The sequence below is a fragment of the Alsobacter sp. R-9 genome (genome assembly GCF_054612375.1).
This window is the reverse complement of record NZ_JBTSWJ010000007.1, coordinates 1-19,611: the sequence shown is the minus strand read 5'-3', so window position 1 is coordinate 19,611 and position 19,611 is coordinate 1. Positions and strand designations below refer to the sequence as shown.

The 19,611-nt window shown below is 70.8% G+C and carries 20 protein-coding genes; 7 read left to right on the top strand and 13 right to left on the bottom strand.

Features of this window, described 5'->3' with window-relative positions; translation table 11 throughout:
* The 11 genes from ccmI to ACX9GQ_RS12545 all read right to left on the bottom strand — a co-directional run bounded on the left by ccmI (position 1) and on the right by ACX9GQ_RS12545 (position 11,150).
* Positions 1-1,119: a c-type cytochrome biogenesis protein CcmI gene (gene ccmI / locus ACX9GQ_RS12595; protein WP_459629900.1), complete on the bottom strand. Its 1,119-nt coding sequence runs from the start codon at positions 1,117-1,119 to the stop codon at positions 1-3.
* A gap of 181 nt (positions 1,120-1,300) precedes the next feature.
* On the bottom strand, positions 1,301-1,765 hold the full coding sequence (locus ACX9GQ_RS12590; protein WP_459629899.1) for a glycine zipper domain-containing protein: 465 nt from the start codon (positions 1,763-1,765) through the stop codon (positions 1,301-1,303).
* Positions 1,766-1,922: 157 nt separating this feature from the next.
* On the bottom strand, positions 1,923-3,314 hold the full coding sequence (locus ACX9GQ_RS12585) for a sensor histidine kinase (RefSeq protein WP_459629898.1): 1,392 nt from the start codon (positions 3,312-3,314) through the stop codon (positions 1,923-1,925).
* Positions 3,314-3,991: a response regulator transcription factor gene (locus ACX9GQ_RS12580; RefSeq protein ID WP_459629897.1), complete on the bottom strand. Its 678-nt coding sequence runs from the start codon at positions 3,989-3,991 to the stop codon at positions 3,314-3,316. Before ACX9GQ_RS12580 ends, ACX9GQ_RS12585 begins: the two co-directional genes overlap by 1 nt.
* Positions 3,992-4,003: 12 nt before the next feature.
* Positions 4,004-4,318, bottom strand: a complete 315-nt coding sequence (locus tag ACX9GQ_RS12575) for a PepSY domain-containing protein (RefSeq protein ID WP_459629896.1) — start codon at positions 4,316-4,318, stop codon at positions 4,004-4,006.
* A gap of 405 nt (positions 4,319-4,723) precedes the next feature.
* Positions 4,724-5,779 (bottom strand): mannonate dehydratase, encoded by a 1,056-nt coding sequence (locus ACX9GQ_RS12570; protein WP_459629895.1) that lies wholly within the window; start codon positions 5,777-5,779, stop codon positions 4,724-4,726.
* Between the two features lie 41 nt (positions 5,780-5,820).
* A complete protein-coding gene (locus tag ACX9GQ_RS12565) occupies positions 5,821-6,684 on the bottom strand; it encodes a carbohydrate ABC transporter permease (protein ID WP_459629894.1) in 864 nt (287 codons plus the stop codon).
* A 1-nt stretch (position 6,685) separates the two neighbouring features.
* Entirely contained in the window at positions 6,686-7,624 is a 939-nt protein-coding gene (locus tag ACX9GQ_RS12560; protein ID WP_459629893.1) for a carbohydrate ABC transporter permease, read from the bottom strand.
* A gap of 235 nt (positions 7,625-7,859) precedes the next feature.
* Positions 7,860-9,173, bottom strand: a complete 1,314-nt coding sequence (locus ACX9GQ_RS12555) for an ABC transporter substrate-binding protein (RefSeq protein WP_459629892.1) — start codon at positions 9,171-9,173, stop codon at positions 7,860-7,862.
* Positions 9,174-9,263: 90 nt separating this feature from the next.
* Complete coding sequence (locus tag ACX9GQ_RS12550; RefSeq protein WP_459629891.1) at positions 9,264-10,382, bottom strand: mandelate racemase/muconate lactonizing enzyme family protein; 1,119 nt, start codon at positions 10,380-10,382, stop codon at positions 9,264-9,266.
* Positions 10,383-10,409: 27 nt separating this feature from the next.
* Positions 10,410-11,150 carry a GntR family transcriptional regulator gene (locus tag ACX9GQ_RS12545; protein ID WP_459629890.1) on the bottom strand — a complete coding sequence of 247 codons (741 nt, stop codon included), beginning with the start codon at positions 11,148-11,150 and terminating at the stop codon, positions 10,410-10,412.
* Positions 11,151-11,176: 26 nt separating this feature from the next.
* On the opposite strand from ACX9GQ_RS12545, the gene ACX9GQ_RS12540 reads away from it, so the two are divergent.
* The 7 genes from ACX9GQ_RS12540 to ACX9GQ_RS12510 all read left to right on the top strand — a co-directional run bounded on the left by ACX9GQ_RS12540 (position 11,177) and on the right by ACX9GQ_RS12510 (position 18,723).
* Positions 11,177-12,352 carry a mandelate racemase/muconate lactonizing enzyme family protein gene (locus ACX9GQ_RS12540; protein WP_459629889.1) on the top strand — a complete coding sequence of 392 codons (1,176 nt, stop codon included), beginning with the start codon at positions 11,177-11,179 and terminating at the stop codon, positions 12,350-12,352.
* A gap of 72 nt (positions 12,353-12,424) precedes the next feature.
* Positions 12,425-13,663, top strand: coding sequence for an extracellular solute-binding protein (locus ACX9GQ_RS12535; RefSeq protein WP_459629888.1), 1,239 nt, complete (start codon positions 12,425-12,427; stop codon positions 13,661-13,663).
* 104 nt (positions 13,664-13,767) lie between these two features.
* Entirely contained in the window at positions 13,768-14,598 is an 831-nt protein-coding gene (locus ACX9GQ_RS12530) for a phytanoyl-CoA dioxygenase family protein (protein WP_459629887.1), read from the top strand.
* Positions 14,599-14,800: 202 nt separating this feature from the next.
* Positions 14,801-15,919: an enolase C-terminal domain-like protein gene (locus ACX9GQ_RS12525; protein WP_459629886.1), complete on the top strand. Its 1,119-nt coding sequence runs from the start codon at positions 14,801-14,803 to the stop codon at positions 15,917-15,919.
* Positions 15,920-15,923: 4 nt separating this feature from the next.
* On the top strand, positions 15,924-16,877 hold the full coding sequence (locus ACX9GQ_RS12520; protein WP_459629885.1) for a carbohydrate ABC transporter permease: 954 nt from the start codon (positions 15,924-15,926) through the stop codon (positions 16,875-16,877).
* 1 nt (position 16,878) lies between these two features.
* Positions 16,879-17,730: a carbohydrate ABC transporter permease gene (locus tag ACX9GQ_RS12515; RefSeq protein ID WP_459629884.1), complete on the top strand. Its 852-nt coding sequence runs from the start codon at positions 16,879-16,881 to the stop codon at positions 17,728-17,730.
* 48 nt (positions 17,731-17,778) lie between these two features.
* The gene (locus tag ACX9GQ_RS12510; protein WP_459629883.1) at positions 17,779-18,723 is read left to right on the top strand and encodes a DMT family transporter; all 945 of its coding nucleotides are present in this window, start codon (positions 17,779-17,781) and stop codon (positions 18,721-18,723) included.
* Positions 18,724-18,771: 48 nt separating this feature from the next.
* Here the strand turns inward: ACX9GQ_RS12510 and ACX9GQ_RS12505 are convergent, their stop codons facing one another.
* Both ACX9GQ_RS12505 and ACX9GQ_RS12500 read right to left on the bottom strand, forming a co-directional pair.
* Positions 18,772-19,086, bottom strand: coding sequence for a hypothetical protein (locus ACX9GQ_RS12505; RefSeq protein WP_459629882.1), 315 nt, complete (start codon positions 19,084-19,086; stop codon positions 18,772-18,774).
* A 118-nt stretch (positions 19,087-19,204) separates the two neighbouring features.
* Positions 19,205-19,611, bottom strand: a 407-nt coding sequence (locus ACX9GQ_RS12500) for an Ivy family c-type lysozyme inhibitor (protein ID WP_459629881.1), incomplete at its 5' end; no start/stop codon positions are given.

The window sequence follows — 19,611 nt, the reverse complement described above, 5'->3', positions numbered from 1 at the left end:
TCAGGATCCGCCGAGGCCGAGGTCGCGGCCGAGTTGCTCCAGCCGGGTGCGCGCGGCCGGGTCGCCGGCCAGCGCCGCGAGGCCGCGCGCATAGGCGGCGCGGGCCTTGTCCGGCTCGTTCAGCACCATCCGCGAGCGCACCAGCCGGAGCCAGGCCTCGACGTCGGTGCCGTCAGTGCCCAGGCGGGCGTCGAGCGCCTCGACCATGCCGCGGATGGCGTCCTGGCGCTGCGCGTCGGGAAGCGCGGCGATCGCCTCGCCGCCCTGCGGGACACCCTTCGCGACCGCCGTGCCGCCGAGGCGCACGATCGTCTCGTTGACGCGCTCCAGAAGCGGGTTGCCGGCCGGCAGGTCCTGCGCGAGGTCGGTGTAGAAGGTCACGGCGGCGTCCTTGCGGCCGTCCTGCTCGGCGGCAAGCGCCCGGTAGAAGCGCGCCTTCACGAGCTTGCCGTCCTTGGCCAGCGCCCGCTCAATCACCGTGCGGGCCTCCGCCGTGACGATGCCGTCGGCGGCAGCGACCTGCGCCTCGCCGAGGTTCTCGAGGCGCTGCGGCGTCTCGCCGAGAGTGCGCACGGCCGTCGCATAGCCGCGCACGGCGTCGCCGTAGCGGCCCATCTGCATGTAGAACGGCGACACGACCTCCCAGCCGCGCCCGTCGTCGGGGTTGGCGGCGAGGTGGGCCTCGATCTTCGCCAGCGCCTGGGCAAAGTCCATCTCCTCGGGCGTCATCTGCTGGCGGGAGGCCAGCGGCTGCGCCGGCATCTCCGGGCTTCCGACCCTGAGATAGAGAGACAGGCTGACGAGCGGCAGGCCGACGAGCACGACGGCCGCCGCGACCCGGCGCCGCATGGTCCCGCCGGAGACGGCGGCCTCGGTCCCGGCCCGGCGCTGGGCGGCCAGCAGGCGGCGCGCCGCCTCGACGCGCGCATGGGCGGCCTCCGAGGGCTCCACGAGCCCGCGGGCGAGGTCGCGGTCGATGTCGGCGAGTTGCGACTTGTAGAAAACCGTGTCGGCGTCCTCGACCGCAGCGGCCCCCTCGCCCGGACGGCGGCTCAGCGGCAGCAGCACGGCCAGGGCAGCGGCTCCGGTCATGAGGGCCAGCGCGAGGGTCACGAGCATGAGGACGAAATACCGCCCGGCGCCGCGCAGGTCACGCGATATCTTGCCGCCCCGGTATCCTGCGGATGCGGGCGGGGCGCCAGCCGCCTCCCCTCATCCCCCTCCGCTGCGCTCCGGGACCTTCTCCCCGCCGGGCGGGGAGAAGGGCGTGGCGGCGGCTCGGTGCCGGGGCTCCGGGTCCTCAGCTGACGATCTGCCAGGATCCGTCGGGGTTGCGGCAGGCGGTGCCGGAGCCCTGCTGCGGGCGGCCGTCGACATAGATCGTGTGCGTGTAGCGGCGGCAGGTGCCGTTCGCATCCCGGTAGACCGGGCCCGGCTCGACGTAGCCACGGCTGCCGCTCGGCGCCGACCACTCGGCGCGCTGGCCGCTCGACACCGCCGCGTACTGGGCGTTGTAGGCCTGCGCCCGCGCGTTCTCGTCCATGTTGCGGCCGATCGTGTTGCCGAGGAACCCGCCGATCAGCGTGCCGCCGATGATGGCAGCGGTCTTGCCGGCGCCGCCGCCGATGGTGCTGCCGAGGAGGCCGCCGGCCACCGCGCCGATCATAGTGCCGCCCACCTCGTTGGGGCCGGTGGACTGCGAGCATCCCGCCGCCCCGAGGCCGATGGCCGCAGCCAGCACCACCGCAATCGTTGTCTTCGCCATGAGAATCACTCCTGCCAATCGTCGAATCCGTGTCGCGGGACCGGCCGGCGGTGTCAACGGCACCGCTCACGGCGCGCCCCCGGGGCCCTCGTCGCCGCACCTCTGGCGAGGCAATCCGGCGGGATCATGGCAGTTCGGGCAGCCAAGGGGTCGCGGCTCACGCCGCCGGCAGCACCAGCACGGCCCGCAGGCCGCCCAGCGGCGAATCCGCCAGCGCCAGCGAACCGCCGTAGAGGTCGGCGAGGTCGGCGACGATGGCGAGGCCGAGGCCCGACCCCGGCTTCGACTCGTCGAGACGCGTGCCGCGGCGCAGCACTGCCTTGCGCTGTGCACCCGACAGGCCGGGCCCGTCGTCGTCGACCGTCACCGTGAGGAAGATGCGGCCCTCGCGGGGCTCGGCCGCCTCGGCCGCCACCGCAACGCGGGAGGAGGTCCACTTGCCGGCGTTGTCGACGAGGTTGCCGACCATCTCCTCGAGGTCCTGCCGTTCGCCGCGGAAACGAAGGTCCGTCCCCACCGCGACGTCGAAGGCGAGGTCGCGGTCGCGGTGGATCTTCGACAGCGTGCGCACGATTCCCTCGACGACGGGCCCGACGTCGGTGACGACGCCGACCGAGCCGGCGCGCGCCGCGGCGCGGGCGCGCTCAAGGTACCAGTTCACCTGGTCGCGCATCACGGCAGCCTGCTCGCGCACCTTGTCCGCGAGCGGGCCCTCGCTCGCCCCCGCCTCGTTGACGATGACGCTGAGCGGCGTCTTGAGGGCGTGCGCGAGGTTGCCGACCTGCGTGCGCGCCCGTTCGAGGATCTCGCGGTTGCTGTCGAGAAGCAGGTTCACCTCGGCGGCGAGCGGGGCGAGGTCGTCCGGGTAGTCGCCGTCGACCCGCTCGGAGCGGCCGAGCCGCACCTCACCGACGGCCGACTGCAGGCGCGACAGGGGCTGCAGCCCGAAGCGGACCTGCAGCAGCGCGGTCGCCAGCAGCGCGACCGCCAGCAGCGCGAAAGTGGCCCCCAGCGCATAGCGGAAGGTGCGGATGGTGGCCTCGATCTCCGAGCTGTCGGCGGCCACCTGGATGCGGTATCGCCCGTCGTCGCCGAGGTCGATGACTCGCTCGACGATGCGAAGCAGGCGCTCGTCGGGGCCGACGGCGTAGCCCTCGCGCAACTCGCCGGGACCCGCCTTCACGCCCGTCTCGGCGAGGGAGGGGAGCTTGCCGCCGAACAGCGAGGTGGATCCGCGCGTGTCGCTGCCCCGCCCCTCCTCCGGGCGGTGGTCGAGGCGCGTCACCTGCCAGTACCAGCCCGAGAGCGGCAGGTCGAAGCGCGGCTCGCCCAGGCTCCACGGGTCGTTTCGCTCGGTGTCGTCCGGCGAGGCCACCGCCGCCACCAGCGACTTGAGGTAGACGTGCAGGCGCTCATCGAAGGCCTTCTCGGTCGAGCGGCGGTAGAAGGCCGACAGCACGATGCCGGCGACGAGGAGGATGACGAGGCTCCACGCCGCGGAGGAGACCAGCAGTCGCGTGGCGATCGACTGGCGGCCGAGCAGCGCCATCAGCCCCCGGGCCCGCCCGAGGGGGCCTGCAGGATGTAGCCGAGGCCGCGCACGGTCTGGATCACGTCGACGCCCAGCTTGCGCCGCAGGCGCCCGACGAAGACCTCGATCGTGTTCGAATCGCGGTCGAAGTCCTGATCGTAGAGGTGCTCGACGATCTCGGCGCGCGAGACGACGCGGCCGGCGTGGTGCATCAGGTAGGAGATCAGCCGGTACTCGTGGGAGGTCAGCTTCACCGGGTTGCCGTCGACGCTCACGCGGTTGGAGCGCGTGTCGAGCCGCACCGGGCCGCAGATGAGCTCGCTCGTGGCGTGGCCGGCGGCCCGGCGCAGCAGGGCGCGCACGCGAGCCAGGATCTCCTCCATGTGGAAGGGCTTGGGCACGTAGTCGTCCGCGCCGGCGTCGAAGCCCTGCACCTTGTCGCTCCAGCGGTCGCGGGCGGTGAGGATGAGCACCGGCATGGTGCGGCCCTCCCGGCGCCACGCCTGCAGCACCGCGATGCCGTCCATCTTCGGCAGGCCGAGATCGAGGATCACCGTGTCGTAGGGCTCGGTGTCGCCGAGGAAGTGGCCTTCCTCGCCGTCAAAGGCGCGGTCGACCGCGTAGCCCGCCTGTTCGAGGGCGGTCACGATCTGCCTGTTGAGGTCCTTGTCGTCCTCGACGACCAGAAGCCGCATCGTGCGAATCCGTCAGTTCTGTCCGATCACCTTACCCGACGGCGCGTCGACGAGCACGCGGATGACCTTGCCGTCGCGCTTGAGCGAGGTGATGACGTAGACGAGGCCGCTGTCCTGCCGGCACAGCCGCGCCCGAACGGCCTCCCCGCCCATCTGGCTGCGGGCGGCCCGCAGCGCCGAGACCTGGGTGACGACGCGCTTCTGCGCCACCTCCTCGCGGATCTCCTCGGCCGACAGGCAGCGGTCCGCCGCCTGCGCGGCGACGGCGACGGGCCAGACCGCCGAAGCAGCCGCCAGCCCGGCGAGACACGTGATGATCAGCCTCATGCCGCGAGTGATCCCGCCCGCGCATGAACCGCACCTGAACGGAGCGGCCCGCTCACCACGTCGTGAGGGAGGGCATCCTCTCCCGAACGCCGCAGGTTTTTTCGGACGCCCCTCATCCGGCGCGTCGCACGCCTCACCGACATCCCCTCATCCGCCCCTTCGGGGCACCTTCTCCCCGCCGGCGGGGAGAAGGGAAGCGGCCCCGACGCGGAGGCTGGACGGGCGGCGCGCCGCGTGCGTGGAGCAGGACAGCGGCCGACACGCCTTCCTTCGCCCCGCGAGCGGGGAGAAGGTGCCCGCGCAGCGGGCGGATGAGGGGCGGCGGCGCGGAGGCTGATGCCCGGCAAACCCTCATCTCACCGTCGGGACACCGTCTCCACCGGCGGGGGAGCAGGGTCGCGCCCCTCAGGCGGCCTTGGTGTAGTCGCCCATGCGGATCAGGCCCTGCATGTAGCCGATGGCGTGGGCGCGGCCACGGTGGTTCCAGTCGCTGTCGCCGTCCATGTGGGGCACGTGGTCGTCGAGCAGGAAGCCGGTGAAGCCGTTGCGCTTGAGCAGCAGCATCGCCTCCGCGGGGTCGAAGTTGCCGTCGCCGATGAAGCACTCGATGAAGTTGGGCACCGTGCCCTGCACGTCGCGGAAGTGCACGTAGATGATGCGGCCCTTCGGCCCGAAGAACTCGATCATGCGGCGCACGTTCACCGCGCCGCCGGGCATCTCCGAGCAGCAGCCGAGGCAAAGGTCGAGGCCCCAGTTGGCGCTCGTGGGGTTGATCTCCCAGGCGCGGATGAAGTTCTCGGGCTTGTAGAAGAGCCGGGCGACGCCGCCGAGCATCGGCACCGGCGGGTCGTCGGGGTGCAGCGCCATGGTCACGCCCGCCTCCTCGGCCACCGGCAGCACCGCCTTGATGAAGTAGGTGTAGTTCGCCCACATCTCCTCCTCGGTGACGACGGGCTCGCCGGGGCCGCGCAGCGGCATGGTCTCCTGCCAGCCGAGCGAGGTGGGCAGGTACTGGCGCCACTCGTCCTTCGTGGCCTTCGCCTCCACCTCCGCCATGTCGAACTTGGTGCAGCCGGCGCCGCCGCGCCCGGGCGCGAAGCGCTCGGTGCGCCACACGGAGTTCGGCATGAAGTGGAAGCCGAGCACCGGGATGCCGGCGCGGCCGACGGCGCGCAGCGTCGCGCGGTAGTTCTCGATCTGCTCGTCGCGACCCGGCAGGCCGAGCATCGCCTTGTGGTAGAAGTGCGTCGGCACGTTCTCGATGGCCTCGAGTTCGAGGCCGTACTCCTGCGTCTTGCGCACGAGCTCGCGCAGGTCCTTCTCCTCCCACTTCGCGTCGCCCGGCAGCTTCGGCGTGTTCATCTGGATGCCGCCGACGCCGATCTGCTGCGCGAACTTGAGCTTCTCCTCGGTCAGCTCGTTGAACTGGCCGATGGCTATCCTGATCCCCTTGCCCGACATCGTGGTTCTCCCTGCGGTCTGGATGGTTTTACGGCTCCGGGTCACCCCTTCACCGATCCGGCGGTCATGCCCTGCACCATGAAGCGCTGGGCGACGAAGTAGAGGATCATCAGCGGCAGCGACGACAGCACCGCGCCCGCCATCAGCGGGCCCCACGGCAGCACGTCGCTGGTGATGAGGTAGTTGAGCGCCAGCGGCGCGGTGCGCACGCTCTCCGAGGAGGTGAGCACCAGCGCCAGCAGCAGCTCGTTCCACGCGCCGGTGAAGGTGAAGATCGCCACCGCCGCGATGCCCGGCGCCGACAGCGGCATGACGATGCGGATGAGCGAGCCGAGGCGCGTCAGCCCGTCGATCATGCCCTGCTCCTCGAGCTCGCGCGGCACGCCGCGGAAGTAGCCCTGCAGCAGCCACGTCGACAGCGGCAGCGAGAAGGTGAGGTAGACGAGGATCAGCCCGTGCAGCGAGTTGCCCAGCCCGAGCTTCGCCATGAGGATCGACAGCGGGATGAAGAGCAGCGACGTCGGCGTCAGGTAGGCGAAGAGGATCAACCGCCCGACGAGGCCGCGGAAGCGGTAGCGGAAGCGCGCCAGCGAGTAGGCGGCGAGCGAGGAGATCACCACGGCGATCACCGTCACCGCCCCCGCCACGACGAGGCTGTTGCGGATGGCGAGGAGGAAGCCCTTGTCCTCGATCAGCTGGCGGTAGTTGTTGAAGGTGATCACGTTCGGCCACAGCGAGGGCTGCCGGTAGATCTCGCGCGGCAGCTTCAGCGACGTGATCGTCATCCAGTAGATCGGGAACAGCACCAGCACGATCGCCACGGCGAGCGCGGCGTAGGTGAGGACGCGACCGAGGCGCTCGCGCCCGGCGATGCCCATCCCGGAGCCGGCGCGCACGGGAGCCATGTCAGTCCTCCTCCGCGCGGCTCTGCATCATCGCCGTGGCGACGAAGACGAGGACGATGAGCACGGGGAGCATCGCCACCGACACGGCCGCCGCCTCGCCGAGGCGCTGCGTCTGCATGCCGAAGTAGGCGAGCACCGGGAACACCATGGTGGCGTCGGACGGCCCGCCCTGCGTCAGCAGCCAGACGTGCTCGAAGGAGTTGGCGGTCCAGATCGAGGACAGCAGCGTGGTGATGATGACGACGCGCCGGATGCCCGGCCACGTCACGTGGCGGAAGCGCTGCCAGGCGCTGGCGCCATCGATGCGCGCCGCCTCGTGCAGCTCCTGCGGGATGGTCTGCAGCGCGGCGAGGATGCTGACGAACCAGAACGGAAAGCCGCGCCACACCGCCGCGACGATCACCGACGGCATCGCGGTGGAGCGCTGGCCGAGCCAGTCGACGATCTCCGGGTAGATCCCCGTGTGCGTGAGCACGAGGTTGATGCCGCCGCCGACCGGCTGGTAGAGCACCCGCCAGGTCAGGAAGGCGACGAAGGCCGGCATCGCCCAGGGCAGCATCAGCACCGACCGGATGACGCCGCGCCCCGGGATGTGCTGGTTGACGAGCAGCGCCAGCCCGAGGCCGATGGCGAGCTTGAGGACGTCGCTCACCACCACCAGCACGACCGTGTTCCAGATCGCCGCCGAGAAGGCCGGCGAGCCGGCGAGATAGCGGAAGTTGGCGAGCCCGATGAACTTGCCGTCGTTGCCGACGACGCGGTCGGTGAACGCCACCCAGATGGCGTAGAAGAACGGGTACGCGACGAGCGCCAGCAGCAGCAGCACGACCGGCAGCACCAGCGCATAGGCGAACACCGCCTCCTGCGTGGACGCGCGCCAGCGCCGCCGCTCCCGCTGGGCGCCGCTTGCCGCCCGTGCCGCCGTGGGCGCGAGGCTCATGGCGCCACGCTCCCCGGCGTCCTCCACCGGCGTGCCGTCCCGGGAGACCCCCACCCCCAACCCCTCCCCACAAGGGGGAGGGGGGACGGCGACGTCCCGGCCGGCCACGGCCCCGCCGCCGGGGGAGGAGCCCGGTCACCGACAGTTCCAAAACGCGAACCCTCTCCGCCCCCCTCCCCCTCGTGGGGAGGGGTTGGGGGTGGGGGGCGCCGGGCGAGGGGCGCGGGGCCGGCCATCACTTGTACTTGTCGTAGATCGCCTGGATGACGGTCTGCGCCTCGTCCATGGCGCGGTCGAAGTCCCAGTTGTCGATGACGACGCGCTGGACCATCTTCGGCACCACGAAGTTGTTGAAGGCGTCGGCGAAGCCGGCGTTGTAGACGTCGGGGTAGGCCGGCGGCGTGCCCTTCTTCACGAGGTCGAGCAGGCCCGACAGGATCGGGTCGGTGCTGAAGGCCTTGAACTCCGCCTGCTTCTGCGTCACCGGGCCGTAGATGGCGTTGGCGTAGTAGGCCTCCATGAAGGCCGGCTGGGCGAGGTGCTCCAGCAGCGCGCGCGCCGCGTCCGGGTTCTTGCTCGCCTTGGGGATGGCGCGCAGGTTCGTGGTCGTCGCGGAGATGGTGCCCTTCGGGCCGGCGGGCAGCGACGAGTAGAGCGTCGCGGCGTAGAGCTCGGGGTCCTGCCCCTTGGCGGCGATGCCGACGGAGCCGGTGTTGGCGATGAAGGCCGCCTGCCCCGCGAGGTAGGCCTGGTTGTCGCCGGCGCCGTCCCACGTCGTGACGCCGGGCGGGAAGAGCTTCTTGTCCCACGCGCCCTTGACCCAGCGCAGGTACTCGCGCGTCGCGTCCGACTTGATCGCCGCCTTGGTGCCGGTGTCGTCGGCGATGCGGCCGCCGTAGGACTGCAGCACGCCGATCTGCACGTTGCCGTCGCCGACGTTGGAGAGCGCGAGGCCCAGCCCGAACAGCGGCGGCTTGTTGACCGCGGCGGCCTGCGCGACGAGTTCCTCCCAAGTCGCCGGCGGCTTGGCGAAGCCGGCCTTGGCGAGCAGGTCGTTGCGGCGCAGCAGCAGGTTGCCGGAGACACCGAACGGGATGCCGGTGCGCCCGCCGGCGATCTTGCTGGTGTCGGTCGACTGCGCCACGGCGCCGAACCAGCCGCCCTGCGCCTTGCCGATGGCGTCGAACTCCTGGTCGACGGTGAGGAACTGGCCCTGCCGCGACAGGAGCAGCAGCAGGTCGAGGTTGAGGTCGAGCGCGTCCGGCATGGTGTTGGACGCGACCGCGGCCGAGACCTTCTGCACCGTCTCGTTCTGGTTGATCATCACCACCTCGGTGACGATGCCGTTGTCGGCGCCCCACTTGTTGACGGTGTCGACGAGGAGCTTGTTGGCCTTCTCGGAGAAGATGAGGCCGCCCCAGTAGGTGAGCTTCGAGCCCTTGACCAGCGCCGGCGCGGCGAGCGCCGAGCGGCCGGCGGCCATCGCCGCGGCCCCGGCCACGGACGTCTTGAGGATGTGCCTGCGCGTGAAGTGAAGCCTGCTCGTCATGGTATCCTCCCCAGGATGGTCGTTCTTTGACGCGTCGGCCGGCGGGCGTTCAGCCCGTCGCGGCCGCAACCGGCGGCGGGCGCGCGGCGCTCATGGCCCCGCGTCCACCGTGAAGCCGCTGCCGGGCACGGCGAGGCGGCGCACCGCCTCCATGTCCCAGGCTATGCCGAGGCCCGGCTCGGCGGAGGGGAAGGCGCGCCCGTCGCGGATCGCCATGCCCCGCGTCGTCAGGCTGTCGAGCTGCGGGATGTACTCGACCCAGCGCGCGTTCGGCACGGCGCAGCACAGCGCCACGTGGAGTTCCATCAGGAAGTGCGGGCACACCGGCACGTTGAACGTCTCGGCGAGGTGCGCGACCTTGAGCCACGGCGTGATGCCACCGATGCGCGCCACGTCCACCTGCACGATCGAGCAGGCGCCGGCCGCGAGGTACTCCCGGAAGTGCAGCGGGCTGTAGAGGCTCTCGCCCACCGCCACCGGCACGCTCGTCATTCTCGCAAGGCGCGCGTGGCCGCCGAGGTCGTCGGCCGGCAGCGGCTCCTCGAACCAGGCGATGTCGAGCCGCTCGTAGTGGCGGGCCCGGCGGATCGCCTCGTCGACCGTGAAGGCCTGGTTGGCGTCCGTCATGATCTCGAAGCCGGGGCCGCAGGCCTCGCGCACCGCCGAGAGGCGGGCGACATCCTCGGCGACGTGCGGGCGGCCGACCTTGATCTTGGCGCCGCCGAAGCCGTCGGCGCGGGCCCGCAGCGCGTCGTCGACGAGCGCGGCGGGCTCGAGGTGCAGCCAGCCGCCCTCGGTGGTGTAGAGGGGCAGCGACGCCTGCGCGCCGCCGGCCATGACGTGCAGCGGCAGGCCGGCGCGGCGGCAGCGCAGGTCCCACAGCGCGGTGTCGATGGCGGCCTGCGCCAGCGCCGTGATGGCGCCCACGGTGGTGGCGTGGGTGAGGAACATCAGGTCGCGCCACAGGCGCTCGACCTCGGCGGCGTCGCGGCCGATCAGCGCCGGGGCGAGCGTCTTCTCGATGAGCTTCATCACCGAGGGGCCGCCGGTGCCGATGGTGTAGGAGTAGCCCATGCCCGTGGCGCCGTCCTCGTCGGTGACGATGACGATGGGCGTCTCCTGGCTGACGAAGCTCTGGATCGCGTCGGTGCGCTTCACCTTGGGTACGAGGTCGACCATGAGCGCCTCGATCCGCACGATCCTGGCCATGGTCCGCCTCCCCCGCCCCGCGGGCTCCTAGAAAAACCCGATCGCGCGCTGCATGGCGCGCGAGAAGTGAAGTTCGAGCGCCGCCTCGGCGGCCGCCGCGTCGCGCGCCCGGCAGGCCGCGAGGATGGCAAGGTGCTCGTGCATGGTGCGAACGACCAGCGGCGACGACAGGCGGAACTCGCGGTCGAGCCGCACGAAGCGGACGAAGCGCTGCGCCTGGCTGTAGGCCGCCTCGATCATCGGGTTGGACAGGATCTGGACGACCTCCAGGTGGAAGCCGAAGTCGTTGTCCTCGAGCTCGTGGGCGAGGTCGACGGTCAGCTCGCGCCCCTCGACGCGCTCCATCACCTCGCGGTGCCGCTCCTCCAGTGCTTCGATCTGACGCAGGGGTGCGATCTCGGCGAAGGTGCGCACGGCGGCACGCTCGAGGATCAGGCGCAGCTGGTAGGAGTTGCGCACCAACGCGAAGTCCGGCTTGCGCAGTTCGATGCCCGAGCGCGCGTGGATGGTGAGCCAGCCCTCGGTCTGCAGCACCCGCAGCGCGTCGCGCAGCGGCCCCACGGGCACGCCGAGGATCCGCACGAGGTCCTGCTGGGAGAGGAAGGCGCCCGGTTCCAGCCGGCGCTCGAACAGCGCCTCGAGGAAGCGCTCGCGCGCCACGTCGCTGAGGCTGCCGACGGGCGTTGCGACGCTTTCGGGGACATCCGCGTCCAGCAGGTCGCCGTGATCGGCGCTTGCGGCAGAAGCGGAATGTGATCTACCTTTCATGACAACTGATCTATCAGAGAGCGCCGGTGAATGTCTACGGCGCCGACCTCGGGGAGACGCCGATGCGGATCGAGGGCTTCCGGCTCACGCGGTTCCAGTACGCGCGCGACCGCGTCATCGGCGACAGCCAGGTGCACATCGCGCACGCCCACAACATCGTGCTGGAGCTTCTGGCCGGTGACGGCACCGTCGGGCTCGGCTTCGGGCTGAGCCTCTTCCACCCCCTGCCCAACCTCGCCGAGATCGAGCGCGTCTTCCGCGAGGAGGCGTGGCCGGGGCTGGAGGGGCAGGCGCCGGCCGGGCTCATCCACCGCGTGTCGCGGCCGCGCGGCGGCAACCAGCGGCGCATGGGCCTGCCCTTCGAGGAGGCGATCAACCAGGCGGCGTGGGACCTCGCCGCGCAGCAGGCCGGCCTGCCGCTGTGGCGCATGCTGGGCGGCACCGACCCGAAGGTCCGCACCTATGCGAGCGGGCTCGACTACCACCTCTCCGACGCGCACTACGTGGAGTTCTTCACCAAGGCCGCGGCGCAGGGGCACCGGGGCTTCAAGATCAAGGTCGGCCACCCGGACGTGGAGTGGGACCTGCACCGCCTGAAGCTGCTGCGCGACGCGGTGGGCGACGCCGGGCCGGTGATGGTCGACTCGAACGAGGCTTGGACGCCGAAGGAGACCATCCGCCGCCTGAAGATCTACCGGAAGGCCGGCTTCGACATCTTCTGGGTCGAAGACCCGTGCCTGCGCGACGACTTCGACGGCCTGCGCGAGATCCGCGAGGGCGCGCCGTGGACCCACGTCAACTCGGGCGAGTACCTCGACCTGCGCGGCAAGCGGAAGCTGATGGAGGCGCGCGGCGCCGACATCCTCAACGTTCACGGCCACGTGTCCGACACGATGAAGGCCGGCTGGCTGGCCGCCGAGCACGGCATCAGCGTCAGCCTCGGCAACACCATGCTGGAGATCGGCGTGCACATGGCCGCCGCGCTGCCGGAGGCGCACTGGCTGGAGTATTCGTTCCAGAACTACAACCACCTCGTCGAGGAGCCGATCGTGATGCGCGACGGCTACGCCATCGCGCCCGACCGGCCAGGCCACGGCCTCGTGCTCAGCGAGCGCGCGCGGCGCGAGCTCGCCGTTCCGGAGGTCGTCGCGGCGGCCGACCTGCCGCCGCCGCCCGCCTCCTCGCCCATTCGCCTGACCTGACACGCATGCGCCTGCCCGCCGCCCGCCGCCCGCGGGGGCGGGATGACACGAAACGTACGGGAGGGACAACCGATGCACTTCGACCGCCGCCAGCTCCTGGGAGGCCTCGCCGCGACACCGCTCGCCGGCCTCCTGCCGGGCGCCGCCTTCGCGCAGAAGGCCGGCATCAACTACTGGCACCACTTCACCTCGACGACCGAGTTCAAGGGGCTCGAGCGGGTGATGGCGCTGTTCAAGACCAAGTTCCCCGACATCGCGGTGACGCAGGAGAACATCCCGAACCCCGAGTACATGTCGAAGATGACCGCCGCGGTGGTCGCCAACGCCCGGCCCGACACCTGCATGGTGGTGGCCGAGCGCGCCGGCGACCTCGTCGCCATGGGCGGCCTGACCGACTCCACCGACCGCATCAAGAAGTGGTCGCGCTTCGGCGAATACCCGGCGCAGGCCTGGCAGGGCGCCACCGTCAACGGGAAGATCTACGGCATCCCGGCCTTCACCTTCGTCAACTGGATGTACTACCGGAAGGACTGGTTCGCGGAGAAGGGCATCGCCCCGCCCAAGACCTTCGCCGACCTGCTCGACGCCTCGCTCAAGGTCACCGATGCGTCGAAGAACCGCTTCGGCTTCGGCCTGCGCGGCGGCGCCGGCGGACAGGCCTGGGTGGTCGACCTGATCGAGGCCTGGGGATCGCCGATCGTCGCCGACGGCAAGATGGCGATCGACAAGAAGAAGGCGACCGAGGCGGTCGCCTTCTATGCGGAGCTCCTCACCAAGCACAAGGTCGTGCCGGCGAGCGCCCCCAACGACGGCTACCGGCAGATCATGGAGGCCTTCAAGACCGGGCAGACCGCCATGGTCATGCACCACACCGGATCGCTCACCGAGATCCAGGCGGCGCTGAAGCCCGAGCAGTTCGGCACGGTGGCGATCCCGGCCGGCCCGGCCGCGCGCATCGCCCGCGTGACGTACCTGTTCAACAGCATCTCGAACCCGGCCAAGGCGGACGCCGCGATGCGCTGGATCGAGTTCTGGGCGGAGCCCGAGCCGGCGATCGCCTTCCTCGAGGAGACGGGCTACTTCCCGTCCTCGCCGAAGGTGGCGCAGGACGAGCGCATCACCAAGAACCCGATCTACGGCGCCGCCGTGGAGACCACCACCTTCGGCCGCCTTCCGCCGATGTTCGTCGGCTACGCCGGCTGGTCGGAGACGGTCGTGCTGCCCGAGTTCCAGAAGGTGCTGGTCGGGCGGCAGACCGCCGAGCAGGCCGTCGACGCGATGATGAAGGGGCTGGAGAGCGCGCTGAAGTAGCGCTCCGCCCTCCACGGTACCGCCGCTCGGGGCCTCCCACGCCCGCGGCCACCTTGGGGGGCGGGCCTGCCCGCCCCCCGTTTCCCATCCACAGGAGGCGCTCCATGGCGACATCCCTCAGTGCGGCGCAGGTGCAGGCGTACAAGGACAACGGCGTCCTCTTCCCGTTCCGGGTGCTCGACGAGGCTGAGATCGCGGCGGGGCTCGCGGCGGTGGCGGGCATCGACGCCCGGCCGGCGGAGGAGCGCAAGGGGCTCATGCTCCACAAGTCCTACTACGTCTCGAAGACCCTCACCGACCTCTGCCGGAACCCGCGCATCCTCGACGCGGTCGAGGGCGTCATCGGCCCCAACATCCTCGTGTGGGGCGCCAATTTCTTCCTCAAGGAGCCGCGCTCGGACGCCTATGTCAGCTGGCACCAGGACGCGACCTACTGGGGGCTCGAGCCCTCCGACATCGTCACGGCCTGGGTGGCGCTGACGCCGTCCACCGTCGAGAGCGGCTGCATGCGTGTCGTGCCCGGCACCCACAAGGGCGGCATCATGGCCCACAAGGAGACGTGGGCGCAGGACAACCTCCTGTCGCGCGGTCAGGAGATCGCCGTCGACGTCGACCTCGACAAGGTCGTCGACGTGGTCCTGAAGCCCGGCGAGATGTCGCTGCACCACGTCGACATCGCCCACAACTCCGAGCCCAACCGCTCGGCGCAGCGGCGCATCGGCTTCGCCATCCGCTACGTCGGCGCGCACGTGAAGCAGGCCGGCGGCGTGCGCGACAAGGCGATGCTCGTGCGCGGCGAGGACCGCTGGCACCACTTCGACCACGAGGAGGGCGCGTCGGGCGAGTTCCTGCCCGCCGACCTCGCCCGTCACGCCGCCTCCTGGGGCGGCACCCGCCTCGCCCCGAAGGCACCGGGAGCGACGGCGGCGATGTAGGCGGCGAGACTCCCACCCCACCACCCCCACCCCTCGCTCCTCCCCACAAGGGGGAGGGGAGCGGCGACGGAGAGCCTTATCCTCAGCCTTTCCAGGGGACTGCTCTTGGACCACCCCCCGCTCTCCACTCCCCTCCCCCTTTGTGGGGAGGGGCCGGGGGTGGGGGGAACCCCACGGCCAGTTCATCCGCACGGAGACACCCATGCGCATCACCGACATCCGCTGCTTCGTGCTGGAGGCCGACCAGCCGGTCCACCGCTACCGGTGGCGCACGGGGCTCATGGGCTCGCACGACGGCATGGCGCCGGGCAAGAAGCAGCACACCGCGGTGCTGCGCATGGACACCGACGAGGGCATCGTCGGCTGCGTCGAGATCGAGAGTTCGGCGCGCTACGCCTCCTCGGTCATGCAGCTCACCGAGCGGCGGCTGAAGAGCCTGATCGGCGAGGACCCGCTGGCGACCGAGCGGCTCTGGCACCTCGTCTGGGAGATCGACCGCATCGACGAGATGCACATGACGCATCTCGGCCTCGTCGACCAGCTCGCCTGGGACGTCAAGTCGAAGAAGGCCGGCATGCCGCTCTGGCAGATGCTGGGCGGCAACACGACCAAGGTGCCGGCCTACGCCTCCACGGTCACGTGGGACACGATGGAAGAGTACGAAAGGTACATCAAGCAGTGCATCGACGAGGGCTTCTTCGCCTTCAAGCTGCATGCCTGGGGCGACGCGAAGGAGGACGCGAAGCTCTGCCGCAACCTGCGCAAGTGGTGCGGGCCGGACGCCGACCTCATGTTCGACGGCTCGGCCGGCTGGGACTACGTGACCTCGCTGTGGTTCGGGCGGGTGCTCGAGGAGTGCGGCTTCCTCTGGTACGAGGAGCCCATGCGCGAGTTCGAGCTCAACAGCTACCGCAAGCTGTGCGACGCGCTCGACATCCCGGTCCTCGCCGCCGAGACCTCCGACGGCTGCCACTGGAACATGGCGACGTGGATCCAGATGGGCGCCCTCGACATGACGCGCGTCAACACGAACTACAAGGGCGGCTTCACCGGCTCGATGAAGATCGCCCACCTGTCCGACAGCCACGGCATGCGCTGCCAGGTGCACGGCATGGGGCTCGCCAACGCGCAGCTGTGCGCCGCCATCCGCATCAACGACTACTACGAGCAGCTCGTCATCAACGCCGAGCAGATCGCGGCGCTGAAGACGCTCGGCAAGCTCGCCATCCGCGACGGCCACCTGCACGTCACCAGCGAGCCGGGCCTCGGCCACGCCGTCGACTGGGCGTGGGTGGAGCGGACCGCCGTGGCCTCGGTCTGAGCGCATGGCGATCGCCGAGGACAGCAGCGCGCTCGTGAAGCCGGCCCGGCGGCGGCGGTCGCTGCTGGGGGCGATCGGCGACCTGTCGGAGACGCGCTTCTGGGCCTACTGGCTGCTCGTCCCGGCGCTGGTCCTCATCCTCGCCGTGGTGCTCTACCCGACCGTCTGGGGCATCGGGCTCAGCTTCCGCGAGATGCGGCTCAACCGCCTCGACCTCGGAACCGGATTCGTCGGCCTGAAGCACTACCGGGCGATGCTCGACGACGCGGTGTTCTGGCTGTCGCTGCAGAACACCGTGGTGTGGACCGTCTCGGCCTGCGTCGGCGAACTGCTGCTCGGCCTCGCGGTCGCGCTGCTGCTCAACCGGGAGCAGACGGGCTTCCGCGTCGCCGCGGTGCTGATCCTGCTGCCGTGGTTCCTGCCCAACGTCGTCGCCGGCCACATGTGGGCGCTGCTGCTCGACCCCCGGCTCGGCGTCGTCAACGACATGCTGGTCAAGGTCGGAATCCTCACGACCTACAAGGCCTGGTTCGCCGATCCCGTTTGGGCCATGGCCGCCGCCCTGCTCGTCGAGATCTGGCACGGCTTCCCGTTCTTCGCGCTGCTCCTGCTCGCCGGCCTCAAGGCCATCCCGCAGGACCTCTACGAGGCCGCCGCCATCGACGGGGCGGGCCCGCTGACGCGCTTCCGCTTCGTGACGCTGCCGCAGCTCAAGACGATCATCGTCGCCTCGGTGGTGCTGCGCGTCATCAGCCTCGTGAACTCGCCGGACATCCTGCTGATCCTGACCGGCGGCGGGCCCGGGCGCTCGACCATGGTGCTGTCGCTCTACGCCTTCCTGAAGGTGAACAAGGAGTTCAACTTCGGCTACGGCAGCGCGCTCGCCGTCATCCTGTTCCTGATGCTGATGGTGTTCTCCTACCTCTATGTCCGCCTCGCCAACGTGATGAGGGATTGAGATGGCCCGTGTCGGCAGCATCTCCCGCCAGAAGCGCATCGGCGACCTCCTCGCGCAGGTCGCGGTGTGGACCATCGTCCTCTTCGCCATCTTCCCCATCGCCTGGGCGCTGCTCATTTCGCTGAAGCCGGAGGAGGACATCGTCACGGCGACGATGCAGTACATCCCCCGCCGCATCACCTTCGAGAACTACGTCGCCATCTGGACGCGCTCCAACTTCCCCACGCTGATCGGCAACTCCATCGTCACGACGCTGACCACGGTGGCCATCTGCACGGTGGTGGGGACGCTCGCGTCCTACGCGGTGACGCGATACCGCTTCGCCGGTCGGCGCGAGCTGATGATGCTGTTCCTCGTGGTGCGCATGTTCCCGGCGGTGATGATCATCATCCCGCTGTTCATCCTGATGCGCGGCCTCGGGCTGCTGGACAGCCGCTTCGGGCTCGCGCTGGCCTACACGACGTTCCTTCTGCCGGTGTTCATCTGGATGATGAAGGGCTTCTTCGAGGCCGTGCCGAACGACCTCGAGGACGCCGCCCGCATCGACGGGGCGAGCCGCATCGGCGCCATGGTGCGCGTGGTGCTGCCGCTCGTCGTCGGCGGGCTCGTCGCCACCGCCGTGTTCATCGCCATCGGCGCCTGGAACGAGTTCCTCTTCGCCCTGATGCTCACCACCAGCACGGGCTCGCGCACATGGCCGGTGGGCCTGCAGCTGATGGTCGGCGAGTTCCAGCTGCCCTGGGGCTCGCTCGCCGCCGGCGGCATCATCTCCATCATCCCGGTGATGGTGCTGTTCGCGCTGGTGCAGCGGGCCATGGTGCGCGGGCTCACCGCCGGGGCGGTGAAAAGCTGACGGAGCCCTTGACGGGACTCGCCAAAGGGAGGACCCCCGAAAGGCGCCATGCTCCAGACCCCCGCAGCCACCCCGTCGAGCCGCCGCGCGGCGATCGCCTTCCTGCTGGCCTCCGCCTTCTGCGGGACGCTGGAGACGGTGTTCATCCGCATGATCGGCGACGGGCTCGGCGTGGGGCAGATCCTGCTGGTGCGGGCGGGGGCGCAGATCCTGCTCACGGCGGTGCTCGGCGGCATGTTCACGGGCTCCGGCATCACCATGCTGCGGACCCACCGGCTCATGGGCCACCTGACGCGCGGCTCGCTCGCCGCCGTGGCGTGGTGGTGCTACTTCATGAGCTTCCGCTCGCTCGACCTGCCGCTCGCCACGACGATCAGCTTCTCCTCGCAGCTGTGGCTGCTGGTGCTGGCCTGGCCGGTGCTGGGCGAGCGCGTCACGCCGGAGCGCGCGGCGATGGCGCTGCTCGGCTTCGCCGGCGTCGTCGTCGCCGTCGAGGTCTGGCAGCCGACGACGCTCGACTGGCGCATCTCCTATGGCCTGTGCGGCTCGTTCCTCGGCGCCGTGATGACGCTCATCACGCGCTCGCTCTCGGCCACCGAGCGGACCATCACCATCATGTTCTACATGGCGCTGATGGTGTTCCTCAGCGCCATCCCGCAGGCGGCGATCACGTGGAAGCCGATCTCGGCGCCGCAGGCGGGGCTGCTCGTGCTGCTGTCGCTGTCTGGCACCTGCGCCACCTACTGCATGGTGGAAGCCTACCGCCGCGCCGAGGCATCGTCGCTGGCGCCCTACCCCTATTCGCGCTTCGTCTTCGCCGCGATCCTCGGCTTCGCCCTTTTCGGCGACCCGCTGAAGCCGGCGACGATGGTGGGCGCGGTGATGATCGCGCTCAGCAACGTCCTGCCCGTCCTCCTCGCCCGCCGGCGCCGCGAGGCGACGGCGCGGGCCGCGGCGGGCGACGCCAAGGGCCGCCAGCCCGCGGGCGAGTAGCCGTCGGCGAGGAACGCCCGCGCCGATGCGGGCGCCCGGCCCGCCGGCTCACTTCAGCGCGATCTCGAGGCAGCTGCCGGCGGCCTCCGCCGCGGAGCGGGCCTGCAGCATGCCGACCTTGCCGTCCTTCACCAGCCGTTCCGTGGTCGCCCTGACGATGTCGCGGGCGTTGGCCGGCGTCGGGTTGGCGGCCATGGTGCCGTCGTAGATCAGCCGGGAGGTTTCCGGCAGCTTGGCCGCGCAGGCGTCGCCCGCCGCCTTGTTGGCTGCCAGCGCCGGAACGGCCACGAGCATTGCCGGGGCCACGATCGCCGGGACGACGGCCAGGAGTGCGCGGGCGAGGGTGTGAAGACGCGGCGGCATGGCATTCCCCTTCGGTCGGGTTGGCGGGGCGGCCCGGACTTCGGTGGCGGCCCGGTTCATCATGGCCCCGCGCCGGGCGCCGGGACCCGGCGGGAGCGCGGTTGCCGTGCGCTACGGCTCAGCGGCTCGCGTCGAACCCGTCGACGAGGGCCTGGCGGAGCGGCTCGGACGGATCGCCGTAGAACGTGACGCGGTTGCGCTCGCGCAGCACCCCGTAGGCCGTCGCGCCGTCGGCGGTGAACAGCACCACGAACTGGTTCTCGTCGCAGGTGCGGGCGCGGCACAGCCACGCGAGCTCGTAGTCGCGGCCCTCCACCGTCACCGCCTTCGACGGTGCCGACGGCCCCTGCATGTTGCGCACCCACGCGGGCGCCCGCGTTCCCGTCATCGCCCGCCACGCCGCGCCCTGGGCCGGCAAGGCAAGGATGTCGAAGAGGTAGCGGCCCGTCGGCGCCGCGGCGGCGGGAGAAGGCGGCGGCGGGGGCGGCGGCGGCGGGGCCAGCGCGCCCCGCGGCACGGCGCCGG